Annotated in this window: 21 protein-coding genes; 10 read left to right on the top strand and 11 right to left on the bottom strand. The window is 71.6% G+C overall.

Annotated elements, in window-relative coordinates:
- Positions 1–2: 2 nt before the first annotated feature.
- The 4 genes from OG982_RS23740 to OG982_RS23725 all read right to left on the bottom strand — a co-directional run bounded on the left by OG982_RS23740 (position 3) and on the right by OG982_RS23725 (position 6,737).
- Positions 3–947: a carbohydrate ABC transporter permease gene (locus OG982_RS23740; RefSeq protein ID WP_266783541.1), complete on the bottom strand. Its 945-nt coding sequence runs from the start codon at positions 945–947 to the stop codon at positions 3–5.
- A 19-nt stretch (positions 948–966) separates the two neighbouring features.
- Positions 967–2,415: an N-acetylglucosamine/diacetylchitobiose ABC transporter substrate-binding protein gene (gene ngcE / locus OG982_RS23735; RefSeq protein ID WP_266783542.1), complete on the bottom strand. Its 1,449-nt coding sequence runs from the start codon at positions 2,413–2,415 to the stop codon at positions 967–969.
- 344 nt (positions 2,416–2,759) lie between these two features.
- The gene (gene acnA, locus OG982_RS23730) at positions 2,760–5,474 is read right to left on the bottom strand and encodes an aconitate hydratase AcnA (RefSeq protein WP_323139275.1); all 2,715 of its coding nucleotides are present in this window, start codon (positions 5,472–5,474) and stop codon (positions 2,760–2,762) included.
- A gap of 246 nt (positions 5,475–5,720) precedes the next feature.
- Positions 5,721–6,737, bottom strand: a complete 1,017-nt coding sequence (locus OG982_RS23725; protein ID WP_266783546.1) for a LacI family DNA-binding transcriptional regulator — start codon at positions 6,735–6,737, stop codon at positions 5,721–5,723.
- A gap of 86 nt (positions 6,738–6,823) precedes the next feature.
- On the opposite strand from OG982_RS23725, the gene OG982_RS23720 reads away from it, so the two are divergent.
- The 7 genes from OG982_RS23720 to OG982_RS23690 all read left to right on the top strand — a co-directional run bounded on the left by OG982_RS23720 (position 6,824) and on the right by OG982_RS23690 (position 15,002).
- A complete protein-coding gene (locus tag OG982_RS23720) occupies positions 6,824–8,749 on the top strand; it encodes an amidohydrolase (RefSeq protein WP_266783548.1) in 1,926 nt (641 codons plus the stop codon).
- 334 nt (positions 8,750–9,083) lie between these two features.
- A complete protein-coding gene (locus OG982_RS23715; protein WP_266783550.1) occupies positions 9,084–10,613 on the top strand; it encodes a UDP-N-acetylglucosamine 1-carboxyvinyltransferase in 1,530 nt (509 codons plus the stop codon).
- Positions 10,614–10,769: 156 nt separating this feature from the next.
- Complete coding sequence (locus tag OG982_RS23710) at positions 10,770–11,588, top strand: dienelactone hydrolase family protein (protein WP_266783552.1); 819 nt, start codon at positions 10,770–10,772, stop codon at positions 11,586–11,588.
- 9 nt (positions 11,589–11,597) lie between these two features.
- Positions 11,598–12,086, top strand: coding sequence for an NUDIX domain-containing protein (locus OG982_RS23705; protein WP_266783554.1), 489 nt, complete (start codon positions 11,598–11,600; stop codon positions 12,084–12,086).
- 79 nt (positions 12,087–12,165) lie between these two features.
- Complete coding sequence (locus OG982_RS23700; RefSeq protein ID WP_266949217.1) at positions 12,166–12,834, top strand: excalibur calcium-binding domain-containing protein; 669 nt, start codon at positions 12,166–12,168, stop codon at positions 12,832–12,834.
- Positions 12,835–12,932: 98 nt separating this feature from the next.
- Positions 12,933–14,342: a cytochrome P450 gene (locus OG982_RS23695; protein WP_266783558.1), complete on the top strand. Its 1,410-nt coding sequence runs from the start codon at positions 12,933–12,935 to the stop codon at positions 14,340–14,342.
- Between the two features lie 24 nt (positions 14,343–14,366).
- Positions 14,367–15,002 carry a hypothetical protein gene (locus OG982_RS23690; protein ID WP_266783560.1) on the top strand — a complete coding sequence of 212 codons (636 nt, stop codon included), beginning with the start codon at positions 14,367–14,369 and terminating at the stop codon, positions 15,000–15,002.
- On the opposite strand, the gene OG982_RS23685 is transcribed toward OG982_RS23690, so the two are convergent.
- A complete protein-coding gene (locus OG982_RS23685) occupies positions 14,938–16,485 on the bottom strand; it encodes an MFS transporter (protein ID WP_266949215.1) in 1,548 nt (515 codons plus the stop codon). The two genes, OG982_RS23690 and OG982_RS23685, sit on opposite strands and share 65 nt — an antisense overlap.
- A 108-nt stretch (positions 16,486–16,593) precedes the next feature.
- Between OG982_RS23685 and OG982_RS23680 the strand changes: the two genes are divergently transcribed.
- The gene (locus OG982_RS23680; protein WP_266783564.1) at positions 16,594–18,669 is read left to right on the top strand and encodes a prolyl oligopeptidase family serine peptidase; all 2,076 of its coding nucleotides are present in this window, start codon (positions 16,594–16,596) and stop codon (positions 18,667–18,669) included.
- A gap of 77 nt (positions 18,670–18,746) precedes the next feature.
- On the opposite strand, the gene OG982_RS23675 is transcribed toward OG982_RS23680, so the two are convergent.
- From OG982_RS23675 to OG982_RS23655, 5 genes are all read right to left on the bottom strand, one after another.
- Positions 18,747–19,664, bottom strand: a complete 918-nt coding sequence (locus OG982_RS23675; protein WP_266791758.1) for an ABC transporter ATP-binding protein — start codon at positions 19,662–19,664, stop codon at positions 18,747–18,749.
- 101 nt (positions 19,665–19,765) lie between these two features.
- Positions 19,766–20,839, bottom strand: a complete 1,074-nt coding sequence (locus OG982_RS23670; protein ID WP_266783566.1) for an ABC transporter ATP-binding protein — start codon at positions 20,837–20,839, stop codon at positions 19,766–19,768.
- Positions 20,839–21,825, bottom strand: coding sequence for an ABC transporter permease (locus OG982_RS23665; RefSeq protein WP_266783568.1), 987 nt, complete (start codon positions 21,823–21,825; stop codon positions 20,839–20,841). The genes OG982_RS23670 and OG982_RS23665 overlap by 1 nt, the downstream gene beginning before the upstream one ends.
- Positions 21,822–22,826: an ABC transporter permease gene (locus OG982_RS23660; protein WP_266783570.1), complete on the bottom strand. Its 1,005-nt coding sequence runs from the start codon at positions 22,824–22,826 to the stop codon at positions 21,822–21,824. Before OG982_RS23660 ends, OG982_RS23665 begins: the two co-directional genes overlap by 4 nt.
- A 22-nt stretch (positions 22,827–22,848) precedes the next feature.
- Positions 22,849–24,600: an ABC transporter substrate-binding protein gene (locus OG982_RS23655; protein WP_266783572.1), complete on the bottom strand. Its 1,752-nt coding sequence runs from the start codon at positions 24,598–24,600 to the stop codon at positions 22,849–22,851.
- Between the two features lie 217 nt (positions 24,601–24,817).
- Here OG982_RS23655 and OG982_RS23650 point away from each other — a divergent pair, with 217 nt between their 5' ends.
- Positions 24,818–25,540, top strand: coding sequence for a DUF6232 family protein (locus OG982_RS23650; RefSeq protein WP_266783574.1), 723 nt, complete (start codon positions 24,818–24,820; stop codon positions 25,538–25,540).
- Positions 25,537–25,896: a hypothetical protein gene (locus tag OG982_RS23645; protein WP_266783576.1), complete on the top strand. Its 360-nt coding sequence runs from the start codon at positions 25,537–25,539 to the stop codon at positions 25,894–25,896. Before OG982_RS23650 ends, OG982_RS23645 begins: the two co-directional genes overlap by 4 nt.
- Positions 25,897–25,938: 42 nt before the next feature.
- Here the strand turns inward: OG982_RS23645 and OG982_RS23640 are convergent, their stop codons facing one another.
- Positions 25,939–26,649, bottom strand: coding sequence for a GntR family transcriptional regulator (locus OG982_RS23640; protein ID WP_266783578.1), 711 nt, complete (start codon positions 26,647–26,649; stop codon positions 25,939–25,941).

The following is a 26,649-nucleotide window of genomic DNA, read 5'->3' as shown; positions in this document are numbered from 1 at the left end:
GCTCAGAACTCGATGCGCTCGCGGCGGGTGGCGCGCAGCGTGACGAGGGAAAGGATCATGGTCAGGGCGAGCATGACGACGCCCATGGCACAGGCGTAGCCGCTCTTGCCGAAGTACAGGAAGTTGCGCATCAGCACCGTCGCCATGACCTCGCTGTGGTGGTCGGGGCCGCCGCCGAACTGGCCCGATGTCATCGTCGAGACCAGGACGAACATGTCCATCGCGGCGATGCCCAGGTAGACCGCGGAGGTCTGTACGGAGTCCCACAGCAGCGGCAGCGTGACCTTGAAGAAGGTCTGGGCGCGCCCCGCGCCGTCGAGCAGGGCCGCCTCGTAGATGTCCTTCGGGATGGACTGCATGGCCGCGGAGAAGAGGACGAGGTAGAAGCCGACCCCGTGCCAGACGACCACCAGCAGCAGGCACCACAGCACGAACCTGGGTTCGTTGAGCCATTCGACGGGCGTCTGCGGGTCGACCAGGCCCAGCCGGGTGAGGACCCCGTTGAGGAGTCCGCCCTCGTCGCTGCGGTACACGGCGCCGAAGAGGACGGCGAGGATCGCGAGCGAGAGGACCTGCGGGAAGAAGTAGACGATCTTGTAGAAGGCCGATCCCCGTACGCCTTGCACCCCGCCGGCGCCGCCGCGCCCGCCCGCGTTCACCATGAAGGCGAAGAAGAGGGCGAGCAGGATGGTGATGGTCGGGACGAACACCAGGAGCAGCACGTTGTGCCACAGGGCGCCGCGGAAGACCTCGTCCTTCGTCAGGGCCGAGTAGTTGTCCAGTCCGACGAAGTCGAAGGTCGGTGACTGGCCCGTCCAGTTGGTGAAGGAGTAACCGAACGTCTGCACGTACGGCCAGATGACGAAGGTCAGGTACAGCGCGAGGGGTGCGAAGAGGAAGCCGGCGATGAAGCCGCCCCGCCCCCTGCCCTGGGCTACGTGGCTCATGGTGTCCGTCCCGGTGGCGTCAGCTGCGACGGTTGTTCTTGGCGTTCGGGTCCTGGGCGGCCTTGTTCACGGCCGCCTGGGCCCGCTTGATCCACTCCTTGGGCTGGATGCGCTTGGCCATGAGCTCATTGGACGCGTCCTGGATGGCGGTGTCCATCTCGCTGTACCAGTCGGGGTACAGGTAGTTGAAGGTGTTCTCCCCGGCGGCCTTCAGCGCGGTGACCGCCGACTGGGTGCCGGGCCGCAGTTTCACGCTCGGGTCGACGCCGTCCTTGACCACGGTCAGCGAGTTGGCCTGCTGGGCGAAGATGGTCGACCATTCGCGGGACAGCATCGAACGGATGAACTCCAGGCCGCCGGGCTTGTTGGCGGCCTGTTCCGGGACGATGAAGGGCTCGCCGGCGCCGGCCCGGATGGCCTCGAAGGGCAGCTTGCTGTCCGGGAGCAGCGGCATCGGCAGGAACTGCATGTCGAAGTCGTCCGGCGTCTGCTTGATCTGCTCGTTCTCCAGCCAGGAGCCGGAGGGGATGAAGGCCGCCTTGTACTGGTTCCAGGCCGTCTGGGACTCGGTGTGCGTCAGGCCGTTGGTGCCCGGCAGGAGCAGGCCCTTCTCGACGACCTCGTAGAGCGCCTCGACGGCGGCGAGCGCGGCCGCGCTGCCCTCGAAGGCGTTCGGCTCCAGGTTGTCGATCGCCTTCATGGCCTCCAGACCGCCCTTCTTGGCGATCAGGTCCATGATGACGACGTTGATGTAGTACGGGTACTTGCCCTGGTGGGCGAGGCCGCCGATGCCGGCGTCCTTGGCCTTGGTGCAGACGTCGAGGAACTCGTCCCAGGTCTTCGGCGGGGCCCAGCCCTTCTCCTTGAAGAGCTTGCCGGAGTACCAGAAGCCGAACACGGTGTAGACGTAGTTGAGCGAGACGCACTTGCCGCCCTGCGTGCCCTGTTCGACGGTGCCGGGGATGAGCAGGTCCCGGACCTTCTTGTTCGGGTCGTCCAGCGAGGGGGCGTCGAGCACCGGGGTGAGGTCGGCGAGCTGGTTGCTCTTGAAGAGCACGTCCAGCTTGATCTTCTGGGCGCCGGAGTCGTCCACGACGTCCGGCGGGTTGCCGCCGTTGAAGCGCACCTGGAGTTTTCCGGTGATCTCCTGGGTGCCCAGGTGGGAGCTGGTGGTGCCCCACTTCTTGTCGAAGGCGGCCTCCCACGCCTTGGCGTAGTCGTCGCCGAACCCGCCCTTGAAGACGACGACCTCCAGCTTGGTGCCCTTGGCGACGCCGAAGGGGTTCTCCTTGGTGATGGCGGCCTTGGCGCCGTTGCTCTTGGGCGCGTCCCCGCCGGAGGCGCACGCGGACAGGAAGCTCATGGTCGGGACGGAAATCAGGCCGAGTGCCGCGGAGCGCTTGATCAGATCCCGGCGGCCGAGGCCGTCACCGGTGCTGTTCTCGCCGTGGGCGGAGGTGGATCCCATGCTCAAGTCCTCGCCTTCGTCAGGAGTGTGAAGGAGGAAGGAATCGCACGGCAGTTGCCGTGCACGCGGGCATCACCGCAGGTCCCCGCCGTCCCCCGGTCCGGGGCCGCTCGTGTCGCGGCGGTCCGGACGGCCACAGGTATAGTCCACTTCCGCTCGGGTGAGCAAGATCGTGCACAAGTATCTGCCCCGGCTTTTCCGAGTTGAGACCTCACCGTCACCTGCCTGGCCGATAAACGATGGCCCGGATAAGCGGAAGGGCCGTACCCCCTTGTCGGGGATACGGCCCTATGGTGCCGAAAAGCGGGGCGGAGCCGAATGATTCGGCTCCGCCGGGCGCGCCCTTAGCCTCGGATGAGGTTGCGGAGCACGTACTGCATGATGCCGCCGTTGCGGTAGTAGTCCGCCTCACCGGGGGTGTCGATGCGGACGACCGCGTCGAACTCCGCGCCGGAGTCGGTGGTCACCTTGACCGTACGGGGGGTGGTGCCGTTGTTCAGCTCCTCCACACCGGTGAAGGAGAAGGTCTCCTCGCCGGTCAGGCCCAGGGAGGCGGCCGAGGCACCCTCCGGGAACTGCAGCGGCAGGACGCCCATGCCGATCAGGTTGGAGCGGTGGATGCGCTCGTAGGACTCGGCGATGACGGCCTTGACGCCGAGCAGCGCGGTGCCCTTGGCGGCCCAGTCGCGGGACGAGCCCGAGCCGTACTCCTTGCCCGCCAGGATGACCAGCGGGACGCCGGCGGCCTGGTAGTTCTGCGAGGCGTCGTAGATGAAGGAGACCGGCGCGCCCTCGACGGTGAAGTCGCGGGTGAAGCCGCCCTCGGTGCCCGGCGCGATCTGGTTGCGCAGGCGGATGTTGGCGAAGGTACCGCGGATCATGACCTCGTGGTTGCCGCGGCGGGAACCGTACGAGTTGAAGTCGCGGCGCTCGACGCCGTGCTCGGTGAGGTACTTGCCGGCCGGGGTGTCGGCCTTGATCGCACCGGCCGGGGAGATGTGGTCGGTGGTGACCGAGTCGCCCAGCTTCGCCAGCACGCGGGCGCCGGCGATGTCGGAGACCGGGGTGGTCTCCATCGTCATGCCCTCGAAGTAAGGGGGCTTGCGCACGTAGGTGGACTGCGGGTCCCACTCGAACGTGTTGCCGGTCGGGATCGAGAGCGCCTGCCACTGGGCGTCGCCCGCGAAGACGTCCTGGTAGGACTTGCTGAACATGTCCTCGCCGATGGCGTTCGCCACGACGTCGTTGACCTCGGCCTCGGACGGCCAGATGTCCTGGAGGAAGACCGGCTTGCCCTCGGTGTCGGTGCCGATGGCGTCCTTGGTGATGTCCACCTTCATGGAGCCCGCGATGGCGTACGCGACGACCAGCGGCGGGGAGGCCAGGTAGTTCATCTTGACGTCGGGGTTGATGCGACCCTCGAAGTTGCGGTTGCCCGAGAGCACCGAGGTGACCGCGAGGTCGGCCTCGTTGATCGCCTTCGAGATCTCCTCGTCCAGCGGACCGGAGTTGCCGATGCAGGTGGTGCAGCCGTAGCCGACCAGGTTGAAGCCCAGCTTGTCCAGGTACGGGGTCAGGCCGGCCTTGTCGAAGTAGTCGGTGACGACCTTCGAGCCCGGGGCCAGGGTGGTCTTGACCCAGGGCTTGCGGGTCAGGCCCTTCTCGGCCGCCTTCTTGGCCACGAGCGCCGCGGCGACCATGACGTAGGGGTTCGAGGTGTTGGTGCAGGAGGTGATCGCGGCGACGGTGACGGCGCCGTGGTCGATCTCGAAGGAGGTCCCGTCGGCCAGGGTCACCAGGGTGGGCTTGGTGGGCACACCGTTGGAGGACGCCGGGGCGTCGGACGCCGGGAAGGACTCCTTGCCGGCCTCCTCGTCGTCGCTGACGTAGTTGCGCACGTCCAGGGCGAACTGCTCGGCGGCGTTGGCCAGGACGATGCGGTCCTGCGGGCGCTTCGGGCCGGCGATGGAGGGGACGACCGTGGAGAGGTCGAGCTCCAGCTTCTCGGAGAAGTCAGGCTCGGCGGCCGGGTCCAGCCACAGGCCCTGCTCCTTGGCGTACGCCTCGACGAGGGCGACCTGCTGGGCGTCGCGGCCGGTCAGGCGCAGGTACTTCAGGGTCTCGTCGTCGATCGGGAAGATCGCGGCGGTGGAGCCGAACTCCGGCGACATGTTGCCGATGGTGGCGCGGTTCGCGAGGGAGGTGGCGGCGACGCCCTCACCGTAGAACTCGACGAACTTGCCGACGACACCATGCTTGCGCAGCATCTCGGTGATGGTCAGCACCAGGTCGGTGGCGGTGGTGCCGGTGGGCAGCTCGCCGGTCAGCTTGAAGCCCACGACGCGCGGGATCAGCATGGAGACCGGCTGGCCGAGCATCGCGGCCTCGGCCTCGATGCCGCCGACGCCCCAGCCCAGCACGCCCAGGCCGTTGACCATGGTGGTGTGCGAGTCGGTGCCGACGAGGGTGTCGGGGTACGCCTGACCGTTACGGACCATGACCGTGCGGGCCAGGTGCTCGATGTTGACCTGGTGCACGATGCCGGTGCCCGGGGGGACGACCTTGAAGTCGTCGAAGGCGGTCTGGCCCCAGCGCAGGAACTGGTAGCGCTCCTTGTTGCGGCCGTACTCCAGCTCGACGTTCTGCGCGAAGGCGTCCTTCGTGCCGAACTTGTCGGCGATGACCGAGTGGTCGATGACCATCTCGGCGGGCGAGAGCGGGTTGATCTTCGCCGGGTCGCCGCCGAGGGCCTTGACGGCCTCACGCATGGTGGCGAGGTCCACGACGCAGGGGACGCCGGTGAAGTCCTGCATGATCACGCGGGCCGGCGTGAACTGGATCTCCTCGCTGGGCTGGGCCTGCGAGTCCCAGTTACCGAGCGACCGGATGTGGTCGGCGGTGATGTTCGCGCCGTCCTCGGTGCGAAGCAGGTTCTCCAGCAGCACCTTCAGGCTGTAGGGAAGGCGGGCAGCGCCCTCAACCTTGTCCAGCCGGAAGATCTCGTACGACTCGTCGCCCACCTGCAGCGTGCTGCGGGCGTCGAAGCTGTTCGCCGACACGACAGTCTCCTTCATGCATGAAATTCGCGCGTATAACCGCAATCCTGCCGCCACGCCCTGTGGCCAATCCGCTAAGGTAAGGCTAAGTTAGGCAATCCTTACCAGCTGGGGCGGCTGCGGTACGCCTTCGGCAGTTATCTCGATGTCGAGATAACTCTAGTGCATGGCCGCGCCTGGGTCATGCGCGGCGTGGGCGCGGGCCCGATTCGGGCGTGCTTCGCCCGTACGGCCGCGCCGCCGGCCCTCTCAGAACCCGCCGGAGGACGCGCGTACCGTCAGGCCGGCCGGGACCGTGAGCTGGCCGGGCACCGTGTCCCGCGGGGATTCCAGCAGCGCGACCAGGGCGGCGACGGCGTTCTCGCCGATCACCCCGGGGCGCAGCGTCACCGTGCTCACCGCCGGATCGCCCTGCGCGTACGCCGGGTCCTCGCTCGCGCAGACGAGCAGCAGCTCGTCCGGGACCCGCAGACCGTGCCGCGCCGCGGCGGCCAGGACCTGGCGGCCGCCCGGCTCGTAGAGGGAGTAGACGGCATCGACGGCGTCGGCGTCGGCGCGTGCGCCGGGGGCGCGGTCGAAGGCCCGGTCGAAGGCGTGGCCGGGGGCGTCGTCGGGGTCGCAGGGGATCAGCAGCGGCGGGTGGCCGCGTTCCGCGCACCACTGCTCGTACGCCCGCGTCACGGCGTACGTGTAGTACTCGTCCCCGAGGCCGCCGTGCAGCGCGATCCGGCGGGCGCCGGCCTCGGCGAGGTGGTCGAGCACCTCGCGGGTGGTTGCGGCGTGGTCGTTGTCCACCCAGATGTCTCCGGGGCGCGGATCGGCGGGCCGGCCGTCGAAGACCACCGGGATGCCGCGGGCCCGCAGCGCGCGCAGCACCGGATCGCCCCTCGGGCTGTCGAGCAGCAGCATCCCGTCGACGGAGAGGGTGTGCCACGGCGTTCCGGCCCCGCGGTCGGCCGGCAGGGTGGTCAGCGCGTAGCCGCGGGCGTGGGCGGCGGAGGTGGCGGCGGTGAGCCACTGGGAGAAGTAGTGGACCGCGACGAAGTTCCAGGCGGATCCGGCGAAGGTGGTGACGGCCAGGCCCAGGTTGCGGGTGCGGGGCGCGCGGTACGACCCGTATCCGAGCCCGGTCGCGATCTCCCGGACCCGGCGCCGGGTGGACTCGGCGAGCCGGCCGGTGCCGTTGAGGGCGTGCGAGACCGTCGCGGTGGACACCTCGGCGGCGCGCGCGATGTCGGCGATCGTCGGTCCGGACACGCGGCACATCCTACGGATTCCGTCGGTGGCGGCGGGTTCCGGTTAAGGGGTTAATCACACAGTCTCCAGGCCACACCGAAACCTTTGGAGTGGCCATGACCTCTTCTTCTCCGTTCTCCCTGTCCCGGCGCGGGCTGCTCGCGGCGGCCGGGGCCGCCGGTGCGGCGGGCCTGCTGGGCGCCGGCTCCGCGGCGGCGGCCCCGTCGGCCGCTTCCGCGGGTGGTGGCGGGCGCGGTTCGGCCGCGCTGGTGTTCCGGGGCGCCAGGGTGTTCACCGGGCTGCCGGGCGGGGCACCGGTCTCGGCGGTCGCCGTCGGGCGGGACGGGAAGATCCTGGCCACCGGAAGCGACGCGGCGCTGCGCCGGTGCGTCGGCCGGGACACCGAGGTGGTCGACGCGCGCGGGAACACCCTGATGAGCGGCATCCACGACGGCCACGTCCACCCGCTGGGCGCCGGGGACCGGTCCCTGCGGCCCTCGCTGGAGGGGGCGGAGACCACCGTGGCGGAACTCCGGGAGATCCTGACCGGGTTCCTCGCCGACACCGGGGGCGCCGGCGCGGAGCCGGACGGCTGGCTGGTGGTGGAGGACTGGAATCCGGTCGGCCTGCTGCCGACCGGCACCGCGGCGCACCACTCGATGCTGGACGCGCTGGCGACCCGGCGACCCATCGCGCTGGTCGGCGGCGACGGGCACAACCTGTGGGCGAACGGGCGGGCCCTGGACATCGCCGGGATCACCGCGGCCACGCCCGACCCGGTCGGCGGCAAGATCGTCAAGGGCGCCGACGGCCGGCCCACCGGCGTGCTCAAGGACGACGCGCAGGAACTGCTGAAGCGGCACATCCCGGAGCCCTCGCGGGCCGAACTCGTCGCGGCCTGCGCGAAGGTGCTGGGGCTCGCGGCCGCGTCCGGGGTGACCACGATGATGGACGCCCTGGTCGGGCGGCACGAGCTGGAGCTGTACCAGGCCCTGGCGGCGCAGGGCGGACTGCCGCAGCGCATAGTCCCGGCGATCCGGCTCGACGCGGAGCAGGCCAAGGACCCGGCGGCCGCGCTGGCGTACGCGCGCGGGCTGCGGCGGGAGTTCGAGGGCGTACGGGGCCTGCGGTTCGGGATGGTCAAGGTGTTCCTGGACGGGGTCATCGAGTACCCCGCGCAGACGGCCGCGCTGCTGAAGCCCTATCTGGACGGCAACGGCAAGCCGACCGCGAACCGGGGCGAGCTGTACACCTCGGCGACCGACTACGGCCGGCTGACGGCGGCGTTCAACAAGGCCGGCTGGCAGATGCACGCCCACGGACTCGGAGACCGGGCGGTACGGACGGCCCTGGACGGATACGCGTACGCCCGGCGGGCGACCGGGCAGCGGGACCCGCGCAACGCGATCGCCCACTTGCAGATCGTGGACCCGGCGGACCTGCGGCGCTTCGCACAGCTCGGGGTGGCGGCCTGCATGCAGCTCCAGTGGGCGGCGCGCGACACCTGGACCGTGGAGGCGCTGCTCCCGTACATCGGCCCGGAGCGGCACCGGTGGATGTACCCGGCACGCAGCCTGGAGAAGGCGGGCGCGCGGCTGACGGGCGGCTCCGACTGGCCGGTGGACGCCCTCCAGGTGTGGAACCAGCTGCGGACGGCGGTCGACAGGCAGGGCGTGTTCGGCGCGGGCGAGCTGTACCGGGAGCTGGAGGGGCTGAGCCGGGGCTCGGCTCTGCGGATGCACACCGCCGGGACGGCGTGGCAGCTGCGGCAGGAGTCCCTGACGGGGACGGTGGAGGCGGGCAAGGCGGCGGACCTGGTGCTGCTGGACCGGGACGTGACCCGCTGCCCGGTGGCCGACATCAGCGGGACGGGCGTACGGATGACCCTGGTCGGCGGGCGCGTGGTGCACGACGCGGACTCGGCGGCGGGCCGGGCGGCCGCGGGTCGCGTGGCCCGCGGGGCGGCGGGGCCGCGCCCGGCCTCGTACAGCGCGGTGCACGGCGGGCGGCACCGCGCGTGCGGGTGCGCGCAGGGGCACTGACGGCGGCGGGGAGCGGGACCCGCGTGCGGGTCCCGTACGCGGGGGCCGTGCGCGGGGGCCGTCAGTGCCCCTGCGCGCACCCGCACGCGGGGGCCGTGCGCGGACCCCGTACGCGGGCCTGTGCAGCAGGGGCCGTACGCGGGTCCCGTACGCAGGGCCTTCCGCCAGGAATTGCAGATTCGGACAAATGGCGTTACAGGGTACTTGTCACCCCGGCCCCTCCGGGCCGGCCCACCGCGCGCGCACCGCCCCGGGGATGGAATCTGACGGTCGGTAACACCCGTTTGCCACACCCGACGCAGGCGTCATCTCATATCTGAGATACGGTGCACCCATGGCAGACGACTACCTCGTACGCATCGGCAAGCTCATCCGTGACGCCCGTCAGCACCGGGGCTGGACACAGAGTCAGCTCGCGGACGCGCTCGGCACCAGCCAGAGCGCCGTGAACCGGATCGAGCGCGGCAACCAGAACATCAGCCTTGAGATGATCGCCCGAATCGGCGAAGCGCTCGACAGCGAGATCGTCTCTCTGGGCTACGCCGGCCCGATGCACCTGCGCGTCGTCGGCGGCCGCCGGCTCTCCGGTGCCATCGACGTCAAGACGAGCAAGAACGCCTGCGTGGCGCTGCTGTGCGCGTCGCTGCTGAACAAGGGCCGCACGGTCCTGCGCCGGGTCGCCCGCATCGAGGAGGTCTACCGCCTCCTCGAAGTCCTCAACTCGATCGGCGTACGCACCCGTTGGATCAACGACGGCGTCGACCTGGAGATCGTCCCGCCGGCCAGCCTCGACATGGACGCCATGGACGCGGAGGCGGCCCGCCGGACCCGGAGCATCATCATGTTCCTGGGCCCGCTGCTGCACCGGATGGACCAGTTCCGGCTTCCGTACGCCGGCGGCTGCGACCTCGGCACCCGCACCATCGAGCCGCACATGATCGCCCTGCGCCGCTTCGGCCTGGACATCACCGCGACCGAGGGCATCTACCACGCGAAGGTCGCGACCGGGGTCTCCCCCGACCGCCCCATCGTGCTGACCGAGCGCGGGGACACGGTCACCGAGAACGCGCTGCTGGCCGCCGCCCGGCACGACGGCGCGACCGTCATCCGCAACGCGTCCTCCAACTACATGGTCCAGGACCTGTGCTTCTTCCTGGAGGCGCTCGGCGTCCGCGTGGACGGCATCGGCACGACGACCCTGACCGTCCACGGCGTCCCGAACATCGACGTGGACGTGGACTACTCCCCCTCCGAGGACCCGGTCGAGGCGATGAGCCTGCTGGCGGCCGCGGTGGTCACGGAGTCGGAGCTGACGATCCGCCGGGTCCCGATCGAGTTCATGGAGATCGAGCTCGCGGTCCTGGAGGAGATGGGCCTCGACCACGACCGCTCGCCGGAGTACGTGGCCGACAACGGCCGCACCCGGCTGGTGGACCTCACGGTCCGCCCGTCGAAGCTCGAAGCGCCGATCGACAAGATCCACCCGATGCCGTTCCCCGGGCTGAACATCGACAACGTCCCGTTCTTCGCGGCGATCGCGGCCACGGCCCAGGGCCAGACCCTGATCCACGACTGGGTGTACGACAACCGGGCCATCTACCTGACGGACCTGAACCGCCTCGGCGGCCGCCTCCAGCTCCTGGACCCGCACCGCGTCCTGGTCGAGGGCCCCACGCGCTGGCGCGCGGCGGAAATGATGTGCCCGCCGGCCCTGCGCCCGGCGGTGGTCGTCCTCCTCGCGATGATGGCGGCCGAGGGCACCTCGGTCCTGCGCAACGTGTACGTCATCAACCGCGGCTACGAGGAACTCGCCGAACGCCTCAACTCGGTGGGCGCCCAGATCGAGATCTTCCGCGACATCTAGCCCCGCTCCGGCCCACCCCGGCCGACGGACCCCGGCGCCCTCCACCGAGGACGCCGGGGTTCCGTGTTTCCCCGAAACGGCCCGGCGGGGGGCGGGCGGGCAGGCAGGTCGGGTGGGGCAGACTGGGTTCCTCAACTCGACCTGGGGCAGGGGCATATGAGCGGCACGGCACCGGTATCGACCCTTGACGGATGGCGCCGGGCGCGCTTCGCGGCCGGGGGACTCGCCCACGACTGTTACGAGAAGGGGGACGGGCCCGGTGTGGTGCTGATGCCCGAGGTGCCCGGGATCACGCCCGAGGTGATCGGGCTCGGGGAGCACCTGGTGGGCGCGGGGTTCACCGTCGTGATGCCCTCGCTGTTCGGCGTGCCGGGCCGGCCCGGCACGCTCGCCCGGACGGCGCTCGTCAGCGCCCGCGTGTGCGTCTCCTCGGAGTTCCGGGCCTTCGCGACCAACGCCCGCAGGCCCATCGCCGATTACCTGCGGGCGCTCGCCCGCGACCTCGCGGCGCGGACCCCCGCCGCCGGGGTCGGTGTCATCGGCCTCTGCTTCACCGGCGGTTTCGCGCTGGCCGCCGCCGTGGACGACTCCGTGCTGGCGCCCGTCCTGAGCCAGCCCTCGGTCCCCGTCCCCGTCGGCGCCGCCCGCCGCGCGGACGCGGGGGTCTCGCAGGACGAGCTGCGCCGGGTCGTCGACCGCACCCGGGACGAGGGGCTGTGCGTGCTGGGCCTGCGCTTCAGCGGGGACCCGCTGTCGCCGGAGGACCGGTTCGCCACCCTGCGGGCCCGGCTCGGCGACGCGTTCCGGTTCATCCGGCTCGACTCCGCAGCGGGCAACCCCGACGGGTTCGGCCGCCTCGCCCATTCGGTCCTGACCCTGGAGGTCCGTGAGAGCCCGGACCATCCCGCGTTCCGGGCCCGCGAGGACGTCACGGCCTTCCTCCGCGAGCGACTGGGCGTCGCGGCTGCCGGGTAGCGTCGCCGTATGACCGGCACCTGGCTCCCGCCCGCGGAGTACATCAAGACGATTGCCCAGGCGACCAGTTACGCCTGCCTCTACTTCACCGACACCGCCGGGCGCCCCGTCCAGCTGCGGGCCACCCGCGCGGCCGAGCCCTGGCAGTGGCCGGGCGGGAACATGGACCCCGGCGAGAGCCCCTGGCAGTGCGCGGTCCGCGAGTGCCGGGAGGAGACCGGCATGGTCTTCCGGGGCGAACCGAGGCTGCTCGGCACGCACTTCATCCGGCACCAGGGCGCCGCCTGGCCCGCCAACCACATCGGGTTCATCTTCGACGGCGGCACGCTCACCGACGAGCAGATCGCCTCCTTCGTCCTCGACCCGGCGGAGCACACCGAGGTCCAGGTCCACACGGTGGCGCAGTGGCAGGCGATCATGACGCCCGTCAACTTCGACCGGCTCCGGGAGGTCGACGCCGCCCGGCGCGCGGGCACGGTCGCCTACCTGGAGCGATAACCCGATTTCCGGGGCGCGCGGGCGGCGCTGGGCATATGCTGCGGCGGTTCCGCGCACTGCTGCTCTTGGGGGTACGTCCATGTTCCACCGTCGGGGATTCGCCGTGGCCGGCGTCATAGGCGTCGTCGTCCTGCTGGGCGCGGGGTGTGAGGACACCGGCGCCAAGAAGACCGGCTCGGACAAGGCCGCCGCCGGCGCGGCCTCGGCGGCGCCCTCGCCCAGCGCCTCCCCGTCGGCGTCCGCCGGGCAGAGCATGATGCCGAAGGTGGTAGGCGAGCGACTCCTCGACGCCACCGTCATGGTCCAGAAGGTGACCAAGGCGCCGGTCGACCTGGAGAGCGCGTACGGCGACGTCACGCTCCCCGCCGACCCCATGGCGTGGACGGTGTGCTTCCAGACGCCGGCGGCTGACAGCCCCGTCACGCCGGCCACCTCCGTCGAGCTCTCGCTCGTCGCGCCCGGTACGCAGTGCCCGGAGCGGGCCGGCACCGCCCTGCGCGCCTCCAAGACCCCGGCCCCGACTCCGACTCCGACGGCCAAGCCTGGCTCGAACCCGGTGAAGGTGCCGACCCCGGTCCCGCCGAAGCCCAAGAAGCCCCAGACGCCGCCCCCGGCCAACGACGAGCCCGTCTACTTCAAGAACTGCGACGCCGCGAAGGCCGCCGGCAAGGCACCCATCCGGCGCGGCCAGCCCGGCTACCGCGACGCCCTGGACCGCGACAAGGACGGCATCGCCTGCGACAAGTAGCGCCGGACCGGCGGCTTTAGGCCCAATGGGGGACGGGTCTCGCCGCCCGTGGGGACCACCCGGCACAATCGGCGCGTCGGCACGGTCGAGGGGGAGCCATGACAGTCGGATCACACGCAGGGGCCGGCAGGGAGGTCCCCGAGCTCGCGGGAGTCCCGCTGCTCGGGTCGCTTCTCGACCTCAAGTCGGACTCGCTCGGCACCTATCTGCGGGCCCAGCAGCGGCACGGCGACGTCGTACGGATCACCGCCGGCCCGCCCGGGCTGCGCGCCGAGCTGTACTGCGTGTTCTCCCCGGAGGGCGCCCAGCAGGTCCTCGGTTCGCAGGCGGCCAACTTCCGCAAGGACAACTCCTTCTACCAGGAGGTCCGCGAGTCCTTCGGCAACGGCCTGCTGACCAGCCAGGACGAGGACTACCTGCGCCAGCGCCGGCTGGTCCAGCCGCTGTTCACCAAACGCCGGGTGGACGGGTACGCCGGCGCGGTCGCAGCCGAGACGGAGCTGACGCTGTGCGCCTGGCGGGAGGCCGAAGTCGTCGACGTCTGCGACGAGATGACGCACCTCGCGCTCCGCGCGGTGACCCGGATCCTCTTCGGCACCGACGGGGACACCGCCGTCGACGTCGTCGACCGGTGCTTTCCGGTCATCACCGAGTACGTGCTGCGCCGCGGCTACTCCCCCGCCAACCTGCCGCGCACCTGGCCGACCCCGGCGAACAAGCGGGCGGCCGCCGCCCTGGACGAGCTGTACGCGGTGTGCGACAGGATCGTGGCGGAGCGGCTCGGCAGCGGCGGCAGCAGCAGCAGCGAGGACGCCCGGGGCGCGCGGGCCGCGGCGGGCGACGACCTGCTGAGCCTGCTCGCCGGGGCCAAGAGCGCGGACGACGCCGAGTTCGACGCCGTCGAGCTGCGCGAGCAGGTGCTGATCTTCCTGCTCGCGGGCCACGAGACGACCGCCACCTCCCTGGCCTTCGCCCTGCACCTGCTCGCCCGCCACCCCGAGCAGCAGGGGCGGGCCCGCGAGGAGGTCTCCCGCGTGCTGGGCGACCGTACGCCCGAGGCCGCCGACCTCGACCGGCTCCCGTACCTCACGCGGGTGCTCAAGGAAGCGATGCGGCTCTATCCGGCGGCGCCCGTCATCGGGCGGCAGGCCGTGGCCGAGACCCGGATCGACGGGCACGGCGTCCCGGCGGGCGCTGACGTGATCATCGCCCCGTGGGTGACGCACCGCCACCCGCTCCACTGGCCGGATCCCGACCGCTTCGACCCCGACCGCTTCACCCCGGAGGCCGAGGCCGCCCGCCCGCGCTACGCCTGGTTCCCCTTCGGCGGCGGCCCGCGCGCCTGCATCGGGCAGCACTTCTCGATGCTGGAGTCGGTGATCGCGCTGGCGATGATACTGCGGGCGTACGAGTTCGAGGCCGTCGACGCCGACGTGCCGGTCAGCACCGGCATCACCCTGCGGGCGAACGGCCCGGCACGCTGCCGGCTCCGGAGCTTGGCCGGGTAGGGCATTTCCGGACAAAATGGGGTGATGGACGAGGAACTCCCGGGGAGGCTGTCCCCGTACGTACGTCGGCCACCGCGCGCCCGGCTGCCCGGCTCCCCGCCCCGGAGGCGGCTGCGGTCGCGGATCCGGGGCTTCTTCCTCGTCCGGTTCCTGCTCGCCCTGCCCGACGATCTCGCGGAGGCGGCGGCCGCCCTGTTCGAGCCGTTCGAGCGGGCCGCCCGGCTGCTCGGGCGGCTCGCGCACGGCCCGGCCCTCGCCGGCGGCTGGGACAGCGAGGCGGGCCGGCTCGCGCTGGCCCTGTACGGGTTCCACTGGACGCGCTGGCAGACCGAGGCCGAGGGCCCGCACGGGACGTTCGCCGCACGGCAGGGCGAGCTCACCGTCCGCCCGGCCTGGGCGCGCGGGACCCCGGACCGCGCCTCGTACACCGCCGCGTGCATGCTGCGCCGCGTCCCCCGCCCGCGCCGCCGCCGGGCGCGGGTCGACCTGTCCTTCGCGGACGGCTCCTGGCTGGCCCTGCGCATGAACACCCGCAAGGACGCGGCTCGGCTGCGCGCGGCGCTGGCCAGGGGGCCGGCCAGGACGGCGGCCGGGATCAGACTGCCGTCGGCGTGTGGTTTCCCTGGAGGCGGGCGAGGTCGGAGGGCCGGACCTGGATGACGAACAGCGCGATCAGCGCCGTGATCAGGGTGAACGCGGCCGCCGCGACGAAGGAGGCGCTGACGCCCGAGGTGAGGATCTGATCGCTCCACGGCTTCGGGAACTGGTGGGTCTTCGCGAAGAGCAGCTTCTCGTCCGGGGTGGCGGAACTCAGGAAGGGGCCCTGCTGCTCCTTGGCCTCGTTGCGGCTGGCCGTGCCGAACACGGTGACCAGGATGGACAGGCCGAGGGACCCGCCGACCTGCTGCATCGAGTTCAGCAGGCCGGAGGCCGCGCCGGACTCCCGGTCGGGGACGTTCGAGAGGGCCATCAGGGTCAGGGACACGAACTGCATGCCCATGCCCGCGCTGAACAGGAGCATCGGCCCCAGGATGCTGCCCAGGTACGTCGAGTGGATGTCGGTCTGGGTGAGCCAGCCGAGCCCGGCGGCCGCGCACAGCGAGCCGGTGACCATGAACGGTTTCGGCCCGAACCTCGGCAGGAGCTGGGAGGTCATCCCGGCCATCACCGCGATCATCGCGCTGACCGGCAGGAAGGCGAGGCCGGCTTCGAGGGGGCTGAAGCCGAGCACGTTCTGCACGAACAGGGTCAGGAAGAAGAACATGCCGAAGATCGCGCAGGCGAAGAACAGCATGATGGCGTAGGTCCCGGCCCGGTTGCGGTCGGCGAACATGTGCAGCGGGGTGATCGGCTGCGGCGAGCGGCGCTCGTTCAGGATGAACAGGGTCAGCAGGACCACGGCCACGGCGAAGGAGACCAGGGTCAGTGGATCGCTCCAGCCTTCCTGGGAGGCGCGGATGAATCCGTAGACGAGGGCGACCATGCCGACGGTGGACAGCAGCGCGCCGGCGAGGTCGAAGTGTCCGGGGTGGCGTTCGGACTCGCGGATGACGCGCGGGGTCGCCAGGGCGATCAGCAGGGCGATCGGGACATTGACGAAGAGCACCCAGCGCCAGTCGAGCCATTCGACGAGGACGCCGCCCAAGAGCAGCCCGATCGCGCCGCCGCCCGCCGAGACGCCGGCGAACACGCCGAAGGCCCGGTTGCGCTCGGGGCCTTCGGGGAAGGTGGTGGTGATCAGGGCGAGGGCGGTCGGGGAGGCGATGGCTCCGCCGACGCCCTGGAGGGCGCGGGCCGCCAGCAACTGGCCCTCGTTCTGGGCGAGTCCGCCCAGCAGCGAGGCCAGGCCGAAGAGCAGGACGCCGAACATGAAGACGCGCCGGCGGCCGAGGATGTCGCCGGAGCGGCCGCCGAGGAGCAGCAGTCCGCCGAAGGTCAGGGTGTAGGCGCTGACGACCCAGGACAGGCTCTCGGTGGAGAAGCCGAGGGCGGTCTGGATGTGCGGCAGCGCGATGTTCACGATGGTGATGTCGAGAACGACCATCAGCTGGCAGGAAGCGAGGACGAAGAGGGCCACCCCTTTGCCGCTTCCTCGGACCTTGCCGGAGGTCCCGTTCCTGGTCGGCGTCGCGTTCGGGTCCACCTTTTCGACGCTAAGCCCGTGCACCGGGGGTCACCACTCGAACGGCCTAGTGCCGGGCATGCCCGTACGATATGTACAGTGTGCTATTTCACATGTCACACTTCTGTCATGGATGATTTCCTCAGGCTCTCCGCGAGCACCGCCCGCTTCACGTACGGCGCGCCTCGCGCGTTCTCCTTCGGGGACGACGGCCGGCTGCTCTGGTTCCTCCGCTCCACCGGTCCCACCGACGCTTTCGACGGCCTCTGGGTCCTCGACACCGCGACCGGCACCGAGACCCGCCTTGCCGACCCCCGCGAACTGTGCCCCGAGCCCGGCACCCTGCCCGTCGCCGAGCGGCGGCTGCGCGAGCGGATCCGGCTCGTCGCCGCGGGCATCGGCTCGTACGCGCTCTCCGGCGACGGCCGCACCGCCGTCTTCGCGCTCTACGGGCTGCTGTACGCGGTCACCTGCGACGGGAGCGGACGGCCCGTCGGGGAGCCCAAGGAGATCCCCGCCGCCGGACCCGTCTTCGACCCCCGGCCCGACGCCGACGGCGGCCGCGTCGCCTACGTCAGCGCGGACGCGCTGTACACCGCGCCGGGCGGCCGGGTCAGCCCCGACGACGGGGCCCGCTGGGGCGTCGCCGAGTTCGCCGCGGCCGAGGAGCTGGGCCGCTCCCGGGGGCACTGGTGGTCCCCCGACGGGACCGCGCTGCTGGCCGCCCGGGTCGACGAATCCGCCCTCCAGCGGCGCCATTTCGCCGACCCGGCGCACCCCGAGCTCCCGGCCGAGGACTTCGCGTACCCCGAGGCGGGCGGTCCGAACGCCGAGGTCCAGCTGTGGGTGCTCGGGCCCGGCGAGCGGCGGATCCGGCTCGACTGGGACGCGGTGAGCCACCCGTACGTCTCCGACGTGAGCTGGGAACCGGCCGGGGAGATCCTGCTGACGGTGCAGGACCGGCTCCAGCGGAGCGTGCTGCTGCTCAGCGCCGACCCGGACACCGGGCGCACCCGGGAGCTGTCCCGCACCACGCACCCCCAGTGGGTGGACCCGCTGCCCGGCACCCCGGCCCGGCTCCCCGACGGGCGGATGCTCACCAGCGCCGACACGCCGGGCGGGGCCGCCCGCGCCCTCGCCGTGGACGGCGAACCGCGCACCGGGAACGGGATCCAGGTCCGCCGCGTGGCCGGCGTCCACCGGGGCGGGCTGCTGGTCGAGGCCGGGCAGGGCGACCCCGCCGAGCAGCAGGTGCTGCTGCTGGACCCCGGCACCGGTGCGCTGACGCCGGTCGCGGACGGGCCCGGGGTGCACTCCGTGAGCGCCTGCGCCGGGGAGCTGCTGCTGCTCACCTCGGCCGACGCGGACGGGATACGGCGCGCCCTGCGCGCCCCCGACGGGCGGCAGCGGCCCGCTCCCGCCGACCTGAGCGAGCCGCTGCCCTACCGGGTCGTCCCGGTGCTGGAGAGGGTCACCGAGCACGGGATCCCGACCGCGCTGGTCCTGCCGCGCGGACACGTGCCCGGGCAGCGGCTGCCGGTGCTCGTGGACGGGTACGGGGGCCCCGGCTTCCAGGACGTGTGCGCGGAGCCGCGCCGCTGGCAGGCCCGCCAGTGGTGGGCCGACCAGGGCTTCGCGGTGGTCACCGTCGACAACCGCGGCACCCCGTACGTCTCGCCCGCCTTCACCCACGCCATGTACCGCGGCTTCTCCGAGGTCACCCTGGAGGACCAGGTCGCGGCGCTGCACGCGCTCGCCGCCCGCCACCCGGACATGGACCTCGGCCGGGTCGGGATCCGCGGCTGGTCCTACGGCGGTTACCTGTCCGCGCTCGCGGTGCTGCGCCGCCCGGACGTCTTCCACGCGGCGGCCGCCGGGGCCGCGCCGACCGACTTCCGGCAGTACGACACGGCGTACACCGAGCGGTACCTGGGCCTGCCCCAGGACCACCCCGAGGTCTACGAGCGGGACTCGCTCGTGCCGGACGCCCCGCGTCTGACCCGGCCGCTGCTGCTGGTCACGGGTCTGGCCGACGACAACGTCCACCCCTCGCACACCCTGCGGCTGTCCCAGGCCCTGACGGACGCGGGCCGCCCGCACCAGCTGCTGGCGCTGCCCGGTGTCACGCACATGACCCCGGGCGGGACGCGGGAGAAGCTGATGGCCCTGGAGCTGGAGTTCTTCCGCCGCGAACTCGCCCTCTGAGGCGTCACGCACGCGAAGGACCCCGGAGCCGATCGTGTCGGCTCCGGGGTCCTCCTCTTCCTTCCCCTGGATCCCCGTCAGTCACCGGGGAAGTGACATGCCACCTCACGTGAGGCGGTGACCTGGAGCAGCGGGCGCTCCGTGCGGCAGATGTCCTGCGCCTTGGGGCACCTCGGGTGGAAGGTGCAGCCCGGAGGCGGGGCGGCCGGGCTCGGCGGGTCGCCGAGCAGCACGATCCGCTCGCGCCGCCGCTCGGCCGCCGGATCCGGCAGCGGTACGGCGGACAACAGCGCCCGGGTGTACGGGTGCTGGGGGTTCTCGTACAGCGACTTCTTGTCGCCGATCTCGACGATCCGGCCGAGGTACATGACGGCGACGCGGTCGCTGACCCGTTTGACGACGGACAGGTCGTGCGCGATGAACACGTAGGCCAGGCCCAGTTCGGCGCGCAGCCGCTCCATCAGGTTGACGATCTGCGCCTGGACGGAGACGTCGAGCGCGGAGACCGGTTCGTCCGCGACGATCAGCCGGGGGCTGGTGGCGAGCGAGCGGGCGATGCCGATGCGCTGTGCCTGGCCGCCGGAGAACTCGTGCGGGTAGCGGTCGATGTGTTCGGGGATCAGTCCGACGAGCTCCATCAGCTCGGCGGCCCGGCGGCGGGCGTCGGCCGCGCTCACACCGCGCACGAGCAGCGGGTCGGAGATGATCCGGGCGACCGTCTGGCGGGGGTTGAGGGAGGAGTGCGGGTCCTGGAACACCATCTGGATGTTCCGCCGCAGCGGCCGCAGGGCGCGCTGGGAGAGCCGGCTGATGTCCCGGCCGTCGAAGCGGATGCTGCCGGAGGTGGGTTCCAACAGCCGCACCAGCATCCGGCCGGTGGTGGACTTCCCGCAGCCCGATTCCCCGACGAGGCCGAGGGTTTCGCCGGCCGCCAGGTCGAAGGAGACCCCGTCCACGGCGCGCACGGGCGCCGATCGCCTGCCGGGGAAGGTCATGGTGAGGTCCCGCACCCGCAGCAGCGGCTCGGTCGGCGTTGCCGGATCCGTCCCGGCCCGGTCGGGCCGTGCGGTGGTGTCCGGGGGGCGGGCCTCTACGGTCATCGGGACGCCTCCGGGGCGGTCGGAGCGCTCGTGGCGCGCGGGGCGGTCGAGGCGTTCGAGGCGGTCGAGGCGGTCGGCGCGACGCCGGGCCCCGCGAAATGGCATGCGGCGGTGCGCCGGGCCGTCCCCTGGGGCCGCAGCTCGGGGCGGTCGGTGGCACAGCGGCGGCGCTGCTCGGGGGAGCCCGCGGCGGCGACGTGGCAGCGCGGGGCGAACGCGCAGCCCGGGGCCGGGGCCAGCAAGGACGGCGGGGAGCCGGGGATGGCCCGCAGGGGTTCGTCGTCGGCGTCGTCGAGCCGGGGCAGCGAGTCCAGCAGGCCCCGGGTGTACGGGTGGGCGGGGTCGGCGAACAGCTCGTCGACCGGGGCCTGTTCGGCGGCCCGGCCCCCGTACATGACCAGCACCTCGTGGGCGACGCGGGCGACGACACCCAGGTCATGGGTGATCATCACGACGCCGAGGCCGCGCTCCTGCTGGAGGCGGGCGATCAGCTCCAGGATCTGCGCCTGCACGGTGACGTCGAGGGCCGTGGTGGGCTCGTCGGCGATCAGCAGCTCGGGCTCGCAGGCCAGCGCCATCGCGATCATGGCGCGCTGGCGCATGCCGCCGGAGAACTGGTGGGGGTACTCCCCCGCCCGGCGTTCCGGCTGCGGGATGCCGACCTCGCCGAGCATGTCGACGGCCCGTTTGCGCGCGGCGGCCCGGCCGGCCTTGAAGTGGACCCGGAAGTGCTCGGCGATCTGCTCGCCGACCGTGTAATAGGGGTGCAGGCTGCTGAGCGGGTCCTGGAAGATCATGGCCATCTTCCGGCCGCGCAGCCGGGACAGCTCCTTCTCGGACAGGCCGGTGAGCTCCTGGCCGTCCAGGGCGATGGAGCCGCCGATCTCGGCGCCCCGGTGCAGGCCCATGACGGCGAGCGAGGTGACGGACTTGCCGGAGCCGGATTCCCCGACGATGCCGAGGGTGCGCCCGGCCTCGACGGTGAACCCGAGCGAGTCGACGGCCCGTACGGAGCCGCGCGGGGTGGAGAAGGTGACGCGCAGATCGCGTACTTCGAGCAGGGCGGCCATCAGTACCTCACCCTCGGGTCGATGACGGCGTACAGGAGGTCGACGGCGAGGTTGGCGACGACGATGAAGAAGGCGGCGAGCAGGGTCACCCCGAGGACGACGGGCTGGTCGGAGCTGACCAGCGCCCCGTAGAACAGCCGCCCGATGCCGGGGAGTCCGAAGATGGACTCGGTGATGACGGCTCCGGCGAGCAGGCTGCCGAGGTCCATGCCGAAGATGGTCAGGATCGGGGTCATCCCGGAGCGCAGCCCGTGTTTGACGACGACGGTGCGCTCGGGCATGCCCTTGGCGCGGGCGGTGCGGATGTACGGCTCGGCCATCGCCTCGATCATCGAACCCCGGCTCTGGCGGGCGTACATGGCGGCGTAGAGCAGGGCGAGCGCGGTCCAGGGCAGCAGGAGGTTGGAAGCCCAGCCGAGCGGGTTGTCGGTGAAGGCCTGGTAGGTGGGGTAGGGCAGGAGTCCGGCGATGCGGATCACCCCGTAGATGAGCATCACGGAGGTGAAGTAGACGGGCAGGGAGGCGGCGGCGACGGCGCCGACCATCAGGGCCTTGTCGGTGACGGTGTCCTTGCGCAGGGCGGCGGTGACACCGGCGCCGAGGCCGAGGACCAGCCAGAGGGCGGCGGCCCCGACGGCGAGGGAGGCGGAGACCGGGAGGCGGTCCATGAGCAGGTCCCAGACGGGCAGGGAGTTCTCGTAGGAGTAGCCCAGGCACGGGAAGTCGCACTGGACGGCGTACTGGCCGCTGCCGAGGGTGCGGCCGGTGAAGATGCCGGTGAGGAAGTCGGCGAACTGGCGCCACAGCGGCTGGTCGAGGCCGAGGTACTCGCGTACGTCGGCCAGCCGTTCGGCGCTGCAGGTCTTGCCGCAGGCGGCGGCCGCCGGGTCGGAGGGCAGGACGTAGAAGATGAGGAACGTGACGGCGGCGATGGCGAGGAGCACGCCGGCGAGGGCGAGCAGGCGGCGGGCGAGGTAGACGATCACGTGCGGCCGCCCCTCGGGTCGAGGATGTCGCGCAGGGCGTCGCCGAGCAGGGTGAAGGCGAGGACGGCGAGGAAGAGGAAGACGCTCGGGATGACGAAGTACATGGGGTCGGTCTCGTAGTAGGCCACGGACTCGGCGATCATCTGGCCCCAGGACGGGGTGGGCGGGCGGACTCCGACGCCGAGGTAGCTGAGCGCGGCCTCGGTGCTGATCATGCCGGGGATCAGCAGGGTGGTGTAGGCGATGACCGGGCCGCTGACGCCCGGGAGGATGTCGCGGGTGAGGATCCGCCAGGAGGTCGATCCGCCGACGCGGGCGGCGTCGACGTATTCGCGGTGTTTGAGGGAGAGGGTCTGGCCGCGGACGACGCGGGCGACGCCGGGCCAGCCGAAGACGCCGATGACGGCGGTCATGAGGGCGATCCGGTTGACGTCCTTGGCCACGGACAGCATCGCGATCATGAAGATCAGCGAGGGGAAGGACATGGTCAGGTCCATCAGCCGGGACAGGGCGGCGTCGGTGCGGCCGCCGAAGTAGCCGGCGGCGATTCCGGCGGCGGTGCCGGTGAGGACGACGATGGCGGTGGCGGCGAACGCGATCAGGAGGGAGACCTGGGCTCCGCTGACGACGCGGGCGAACAGGTCGCGGCCGGTGACGGGTTCGACGCCGAGCCAGTGCTCGGGGCTGATCCCGCCGAAGGAGCCGAGGGGCTGGCCCCCGAGGTAGGGGTCGACGGCGCTCTTGTCGAACTCCTCGGGGGACCAGCCGCCGAGCGCGCCCAGCCAGGGGGCGGTGGCGGCCATCAGGACGAAGAGGAGGACGACGCAGAGGCTGACGCGGACGGCGGGGCGGCGGCGCAGTTCCCGCCGGGCGAGCCGCCAGGGGCTGCTGCCGGTCGCCGCCTCCGCGCGACCGCCCTTGACGGCGTCGGGGGCCGGTGCCCCGCCCGGAGCCGGGGGCGGGGCCTGCCGGCCGCCGGCACCGGATGCGGTGGTGGTCATGGTGTCGGGGTTCCCGTATGCCTCAGCCCTGGCTCTTCGAGGGGTCCTTGAGGCCGACCGTGCCGTAGTCGACGGTGCCGGTCCACACCGGGTGGCCGAAGGCGCCGGCGATGTTGGGGCCGACGAGCAGCGGCTTGCGCTCCAGCAGGACCGGGATGGACGGGGACTTCTTCATGATCTCGGCGTCGAGGTTCATCCAGGCCTCGTTGGCCTGCCGGGCGTCGGCCATGGCGTTGATCTCGTCGATGCGCTTCATCGTCGCGTCGTCGCGGAACTGGCTGTAGTTGCCCTGGTTGCCCTTGTCCTTGACGGTGCGGCCGTCGAAGACGAAGGGGATCCAGGTGGAGCCGGAGGGGTAGTCGGGGCACCAGCCGGTGAGGGTCATGTCGGGGGTGGTGGAGAGGTCGCCGATGACGTCGTAGTACGCGCCCGGGTCGACGGTGTCGATGACGACCTCGACGCCGGCCCGGGACAGGCCCTGCTGGATGGCCTCGGCCTTGCCCTTGTCCCCGGTGGAGACGGCGAGGGAGACCTTGAGCTTGTCCTTGCCGGCGGCCTTGAGGAGTTCTTTGGCCTTGGCCGGGTCGCCCGACGGCGCGATCTTCAGGGTGTCGGCCTGCTTGCCGCCGGTGAGGGCCGGGGGCAGGTAGGCGGTGGCGACCTCGTTGAGGGCCGGACCGCCGCCCGCGGTGATCACGGCCTCCTTGTCGACGGCGTACTGCATGGCCTCGCGGACCTTGGGGTCGTCGAAGGGGGCGCGGGAGTTGTTGAGGTGGAGCATCTCGGTACAGCCCTGGGACTCGGCGAGCAGGCGAGACTTGACGTCCGGCTTCGGGAGCACCTTGGGCGCGCTCTCCGGGCGCATGTCGGCGTACTGGACGGCGGAGGCGTCGGCGCCTTCGCCCGCGATGATCCGGTCGTCGATCTGGCCGCCCTTGAGGCCCATGACGACCACGAACTTGTCCGGGTACGCCTTGCGGACGGGGTCGGTCTTGGCGTCCCAGTGCTCGTTGCGGACCAGGACGAGCTTCTTGTCCCGGTCGTACGTCTCGATCTTGTACGGGCCGGAGGAGAACGGGCGGGCGTCGTACTGGGTGCCCTTCTCCTGCGACTGGGGCACGGGCGCGAAGGTGGGGAGGGTGGCGGTCGCGGAGAACTCGGCGACGGGCCGCTTCAGTTCGAAGACGATCGTGCGGTCGTCGGGGGTCTTCACGGAGTCGAGGTGCTGCCCCTGGAGGGGGCCCTTGTAGCCCTCGCCGCCGGCCAGGTACTGGGCGGCGTAGTCGGGGCCGCCGGTGAGGTCGGGGGCGAAGGAGCGCTCGACGTTGTACTTGATGTCCTGCGCCTTGATGGGCGAGCCGTCCTCGTACTTCACGCCCTCCTTGAGGGTGAAGGTCCAGGTCTTGCCGCCGTCGGAGGAGGTGCCGAGGTCGGTGGCGAGGTCGGGGACCAGCTCGCTGCCGGCCTTGCCGGGCTCGGCCTTGAAGGTGACGAGCGTGCGGTAGAGGAGGCGGGTGCCGAAGTCCATCGTCGGCATCGTCCAGTTGCGGGCGGGGTCGAGGTGGGAGAAGTCCTGGTTGGACAGGACGGTCAGGGTCCCGCCCTTGACCGGGGTGCCGCCGAGGATCTTGCCGTCGTTGGCGGCGGCGGGGTTGCTCGCACCGGAGCCGTTGCCCTTGGCGGAGCCCTTCTTGGGGTCGGAGCAGCCGGAGGCACCGAGTGCGAGAGCCGCCACCAGGCCGGTGGCGAGGGCGAGTTGGGTGCGCTTGGTCATGGGTCACTCCAGTGAAGGGCCGCGCTTTATGATGTGACCGGTAACATAGTAATGTGAAATTGCACTGACAAGGGGTTGGTAACGCCGTTATCCAGCCGTGTCCAAAACCCCATCGGCCGCATCGAGTTGGCGCGGGGCCGGTTTTCGCCTTGCGGGCCTGAGGTGGCCGCCGCTTAATGAGTCTCCACTCGGAAGCGGTTCCATCTCAGGGGGAAGCATGGACACTACTGAGCCACCGGCCGGGCCACCCGCCGAGCCACCGACACCACCGCCGGCACAGCCGCAGCCGCGCAGACCGTGGGAGGGGCGCCAGCCGGCGACACCGCCGCAGCCGCACGTTCCACAGGGCCCGCCGGGGTCACCGCCGGCCACGGGGGCGGGCCTGGCGACCACGCTCGACGTCACCATCACCAAGAGGCTGCTGTGGGTGGGGGGCGCGGCGTACCCGCTCGAAAACGTCGCGCGCATCTACACGTTCGTCCTCCACCCCCGGCGCAAGGACGCCGTGTTCCTCTTCGTTCGGCGGACGGCGCTCACGCTGCTGGTGGTGATGGGCTTCACCTTCTTCGCCGCCATCGCCGGGATGCTGGCCCGAAGGCCGGAAGAGCAGAACTACGGCAGCAACCTGATCTCGTTCCTCTGGTTCGGCGCCGTGTGCGCCGGCGTCTACTTCGTGGCGGAGATGCTCACCGTGCTGACCGCCTCCTCGCACTACGTCCTGGCCGTCGAGTCGAACGGCCAGTCGACGGCCCTGGTCACCGGCCGGCCGGAGCACCTCAACACGGCCGTCCACCAGATCGCCTACGCGATCGAGCACCCGGACACGGAACTGCGCATCCAGGTACAGCGACTGACGATCAGCAACCCGAGCAACTACTTCTTCGGCGACGCCGTCAACATGTACGGCGGCACCGGCAACGTGGGGATGAGCAACGCGTGAGCGGGGACGGCAACACCTACTACGGCAACGTCGTGAACATGCACGACGGCGAGGGCAACACCGGCATGGTCGTCCACGGCGGGACGTCCGTCGGCCCCCGGCAGGCCGACCCCGCGCTGGAGCGGGCCGTCCGGGAGCTCGTGGACCTGCTGACGGACCTGCGCACGCACGCTCCACAGGCGGACGTGCGGCGCATCGACGAAGCCCTCCCCGCGATCACGGCCGACCCGGCCGCGGCCCCGGCGGAGCGGGGCAACGCGCTGCGGACCGTCGCCGGCGTCGCCGCCCTCATGGGAGAGATCGGCGCGCCCGCCCTCGCCGCCGCCCGCGCCCTGCTCCAGCTCCTCGGCGGCTGACGGAGGCTGACGGAGGCTGACGGACGGAGGTCGGCCGTACCCCTAGAGGCCCGAGCCGAGGCCTCCGGGGGTGCGGCCGACCGGTTCGTCACGGCCCTGGGCCCACAGCGAGCGGACGTGGCCGAGGTGGCGCGTCATGCACTCCTCGGCCGCCGCCGCGTCGCCGCTCAGCATCAGGTCCAGCAGTTCGACGTGCTCCTCCGCCGAGGACACCAGCTTGCCCGCCTCGTCCAGGCCGGTCAGGCCGTAGAGGCGGGAGCGCTTGCGCAGGTCGCCGACGGTCTCGACCAGGCGGTCGTTCCCGGCGAGGGCCAACAGGCTGAGGTGGAAGCGGCGGTCCGCCTCCAGGTAGCCGATGAGGTTGTGCTCGCGCGCGCTGGTGACGATCTCCTCGGCGATGGGGCGCAGGGCCTCCAGCTGCTCCACCGTGGCGATCTTGGTGATCCGGCCGATGGTCGGGACCTCGATCATCGTGCGCAGTTCGGTGTACTGGTCCAGGTCGCGCTCGCTGACCTCGGTGATCCGGAAGCCCTTGTTGCGGACCGGCTCGACCAGGCCCTCGCGGGCGAGGTCGAGCATGGCCTCGCGCACCGGCGTGGCCGAGACCCCGAGCTCGGCGGCGAGTCCCGGCGCCGAGTAGACGTTGCCCGGGCGGAGTTCACCCGCTATCAGCGCTGCTCGGAGGGCGTGGCCGACCTGGTCGCGGAGCCGTTCCTGGGCCTTGATGAGACTGTGCTGCTTCAGGTCACCCAT

This window comes from Streptomyces sp. NBC_01551 (assembly GCF_026339935.1).
Taxonomy (GTDB): Bacteria; Actinomycetota; Actinomycetes; order Streptomycetales; family Streptomycetaceae; genus Streptomyces.
This window is presented reverse-complemented; position numbering and strand designations above follow the sequence as displayed.

What these genes read in the sequence shown, in the direction of transcription:
- OG982_RS23740 (WP_266783541.1), bottom strand. Translation starts at nt 947, where the DNA reads ATGAGCCACGTAGCCCAGGGCAGGGGGCGGGGCGGCTTCATCGCCGGC.
- ngcE (WP_266783542.1), bottom strand. Translation starts at nt 2,415, where the DNA reads ATGGGATCCACCTCCGCCCACGGCGAGAACAGCACCGGTGACGGCCTC.
- OG982_RS23725 (WP_266783546.1), bottom strand. Translation starts at nt 6,737, where the DNA reads ATGTGCCGCGTGTCCGGACCGACGATCGCCGACATCGCGCGCGCCGCC.
- OG982_RS23720 (WP_266783548.1), top strand. Translation starts at nt 6,824, where the DNA reads ATGACCTCTTCTTCTCCGTTCTCCCTGTCCCGGCGCGGGCTGCTCGCG.
- OG982_RS23715 (WP_266783550.1), top strand. Translation starts at nt 9,084, where the DNA reads ATGGCAGACGACTACCTCGTACGCATCGGCAAGCTCATCCGTGACGCC.
- OG982_RS23710 (WP_266783552.1), top strand. Translation starts at nt 10,770, where the DNA reads ATGAGCGGCACGGCACCGGTATCGACCCTTGACGGATGGCGCCGGGCG.
- OG982_RS23705 (WP_266783554.1), top strand. Translation starts at nt 11,598, where the DNA reads ATGACCGGCACCTGGCTCCCGCCCGCGGAGTACATCAAGACGATTGCC.
- OG982_RS23700 (WP_266949217.1), top strand. Translation starts at nt 12,166, where the DNA reads ATGTTCCACCGTCGGGGATTCGCCGTGGCCGGCGTCATAGGCGTCGTC.
- OG982_RS23695 (WP_266783558.1), top strand. Translation starts at nt 12,933, where the DNA reads ATGACAGTCGGATCACACGCAGGGGCCGGCAGGGAGGTCCCCGAGCTC.
- OG982_RS23690 (WP_266783560.1), top strand. Translation starts at nt 14,367, where the DNA reads ATGGACGAGGAACTCCCGGGGAGGCTGTCCCCGTACGTACGTCGGCCA.
- OG982_RS23680 (WP_266783564.1), top strand. Translation starts at nt 16,594, where the DNA reads ATGGATGATTTCCTCAGGCTCTCCGCGAGCACCGCCCGCTTCACGTAC.
- OG982_RS23675 (WP_266791758.1), bottom strand. Translation starts at nt 19,664, where the DNA reads ATGACCTTCCCCGGCAGGCGATCGGCGCCCGTGCGCGCCGTGGACGGG.
- OG982_RS23670 (WP_266783566.1), bottom strand. Translation starts at nt 20,839, where the DNA reads ATGGCCGCCCTGCTCGAAGTACGCGATCTGCGCGTCACCTTCTCCACC.
- OG982_RS23660 (WP_266783570.1), bottom strand. Translation starts at nt 22,826, where the DNA reads ATGACCACCACCGCATCCGGTGCCGGCGGCCGGCAGGCCCCGCCCCCG.
- OG982_RS23655 (WP_266783572.1), bottom strand. Translation starts at nt 24,600, where the DNA reads ATGACCAAGCGCACCCAACTCGCCCTCGCCACCGGCCTGGTGGCGGCT.
- OG982_RS23650 (WP_266783574.1), top strand. Translation starts at nt 24,818, where the DNA reads ATGGACACTACTGAGCCACCGGCCGGGCCACCCGCCGAGCCACCGACA.
- OG982_RS23640 (WP_266783578.1), bottom strand. Translation starts at nt 26,649, where the DNA reads ATGGGTGACCTGAAGCAGCACAGTCTCATCAAGGCCCAGGAACGGCTC.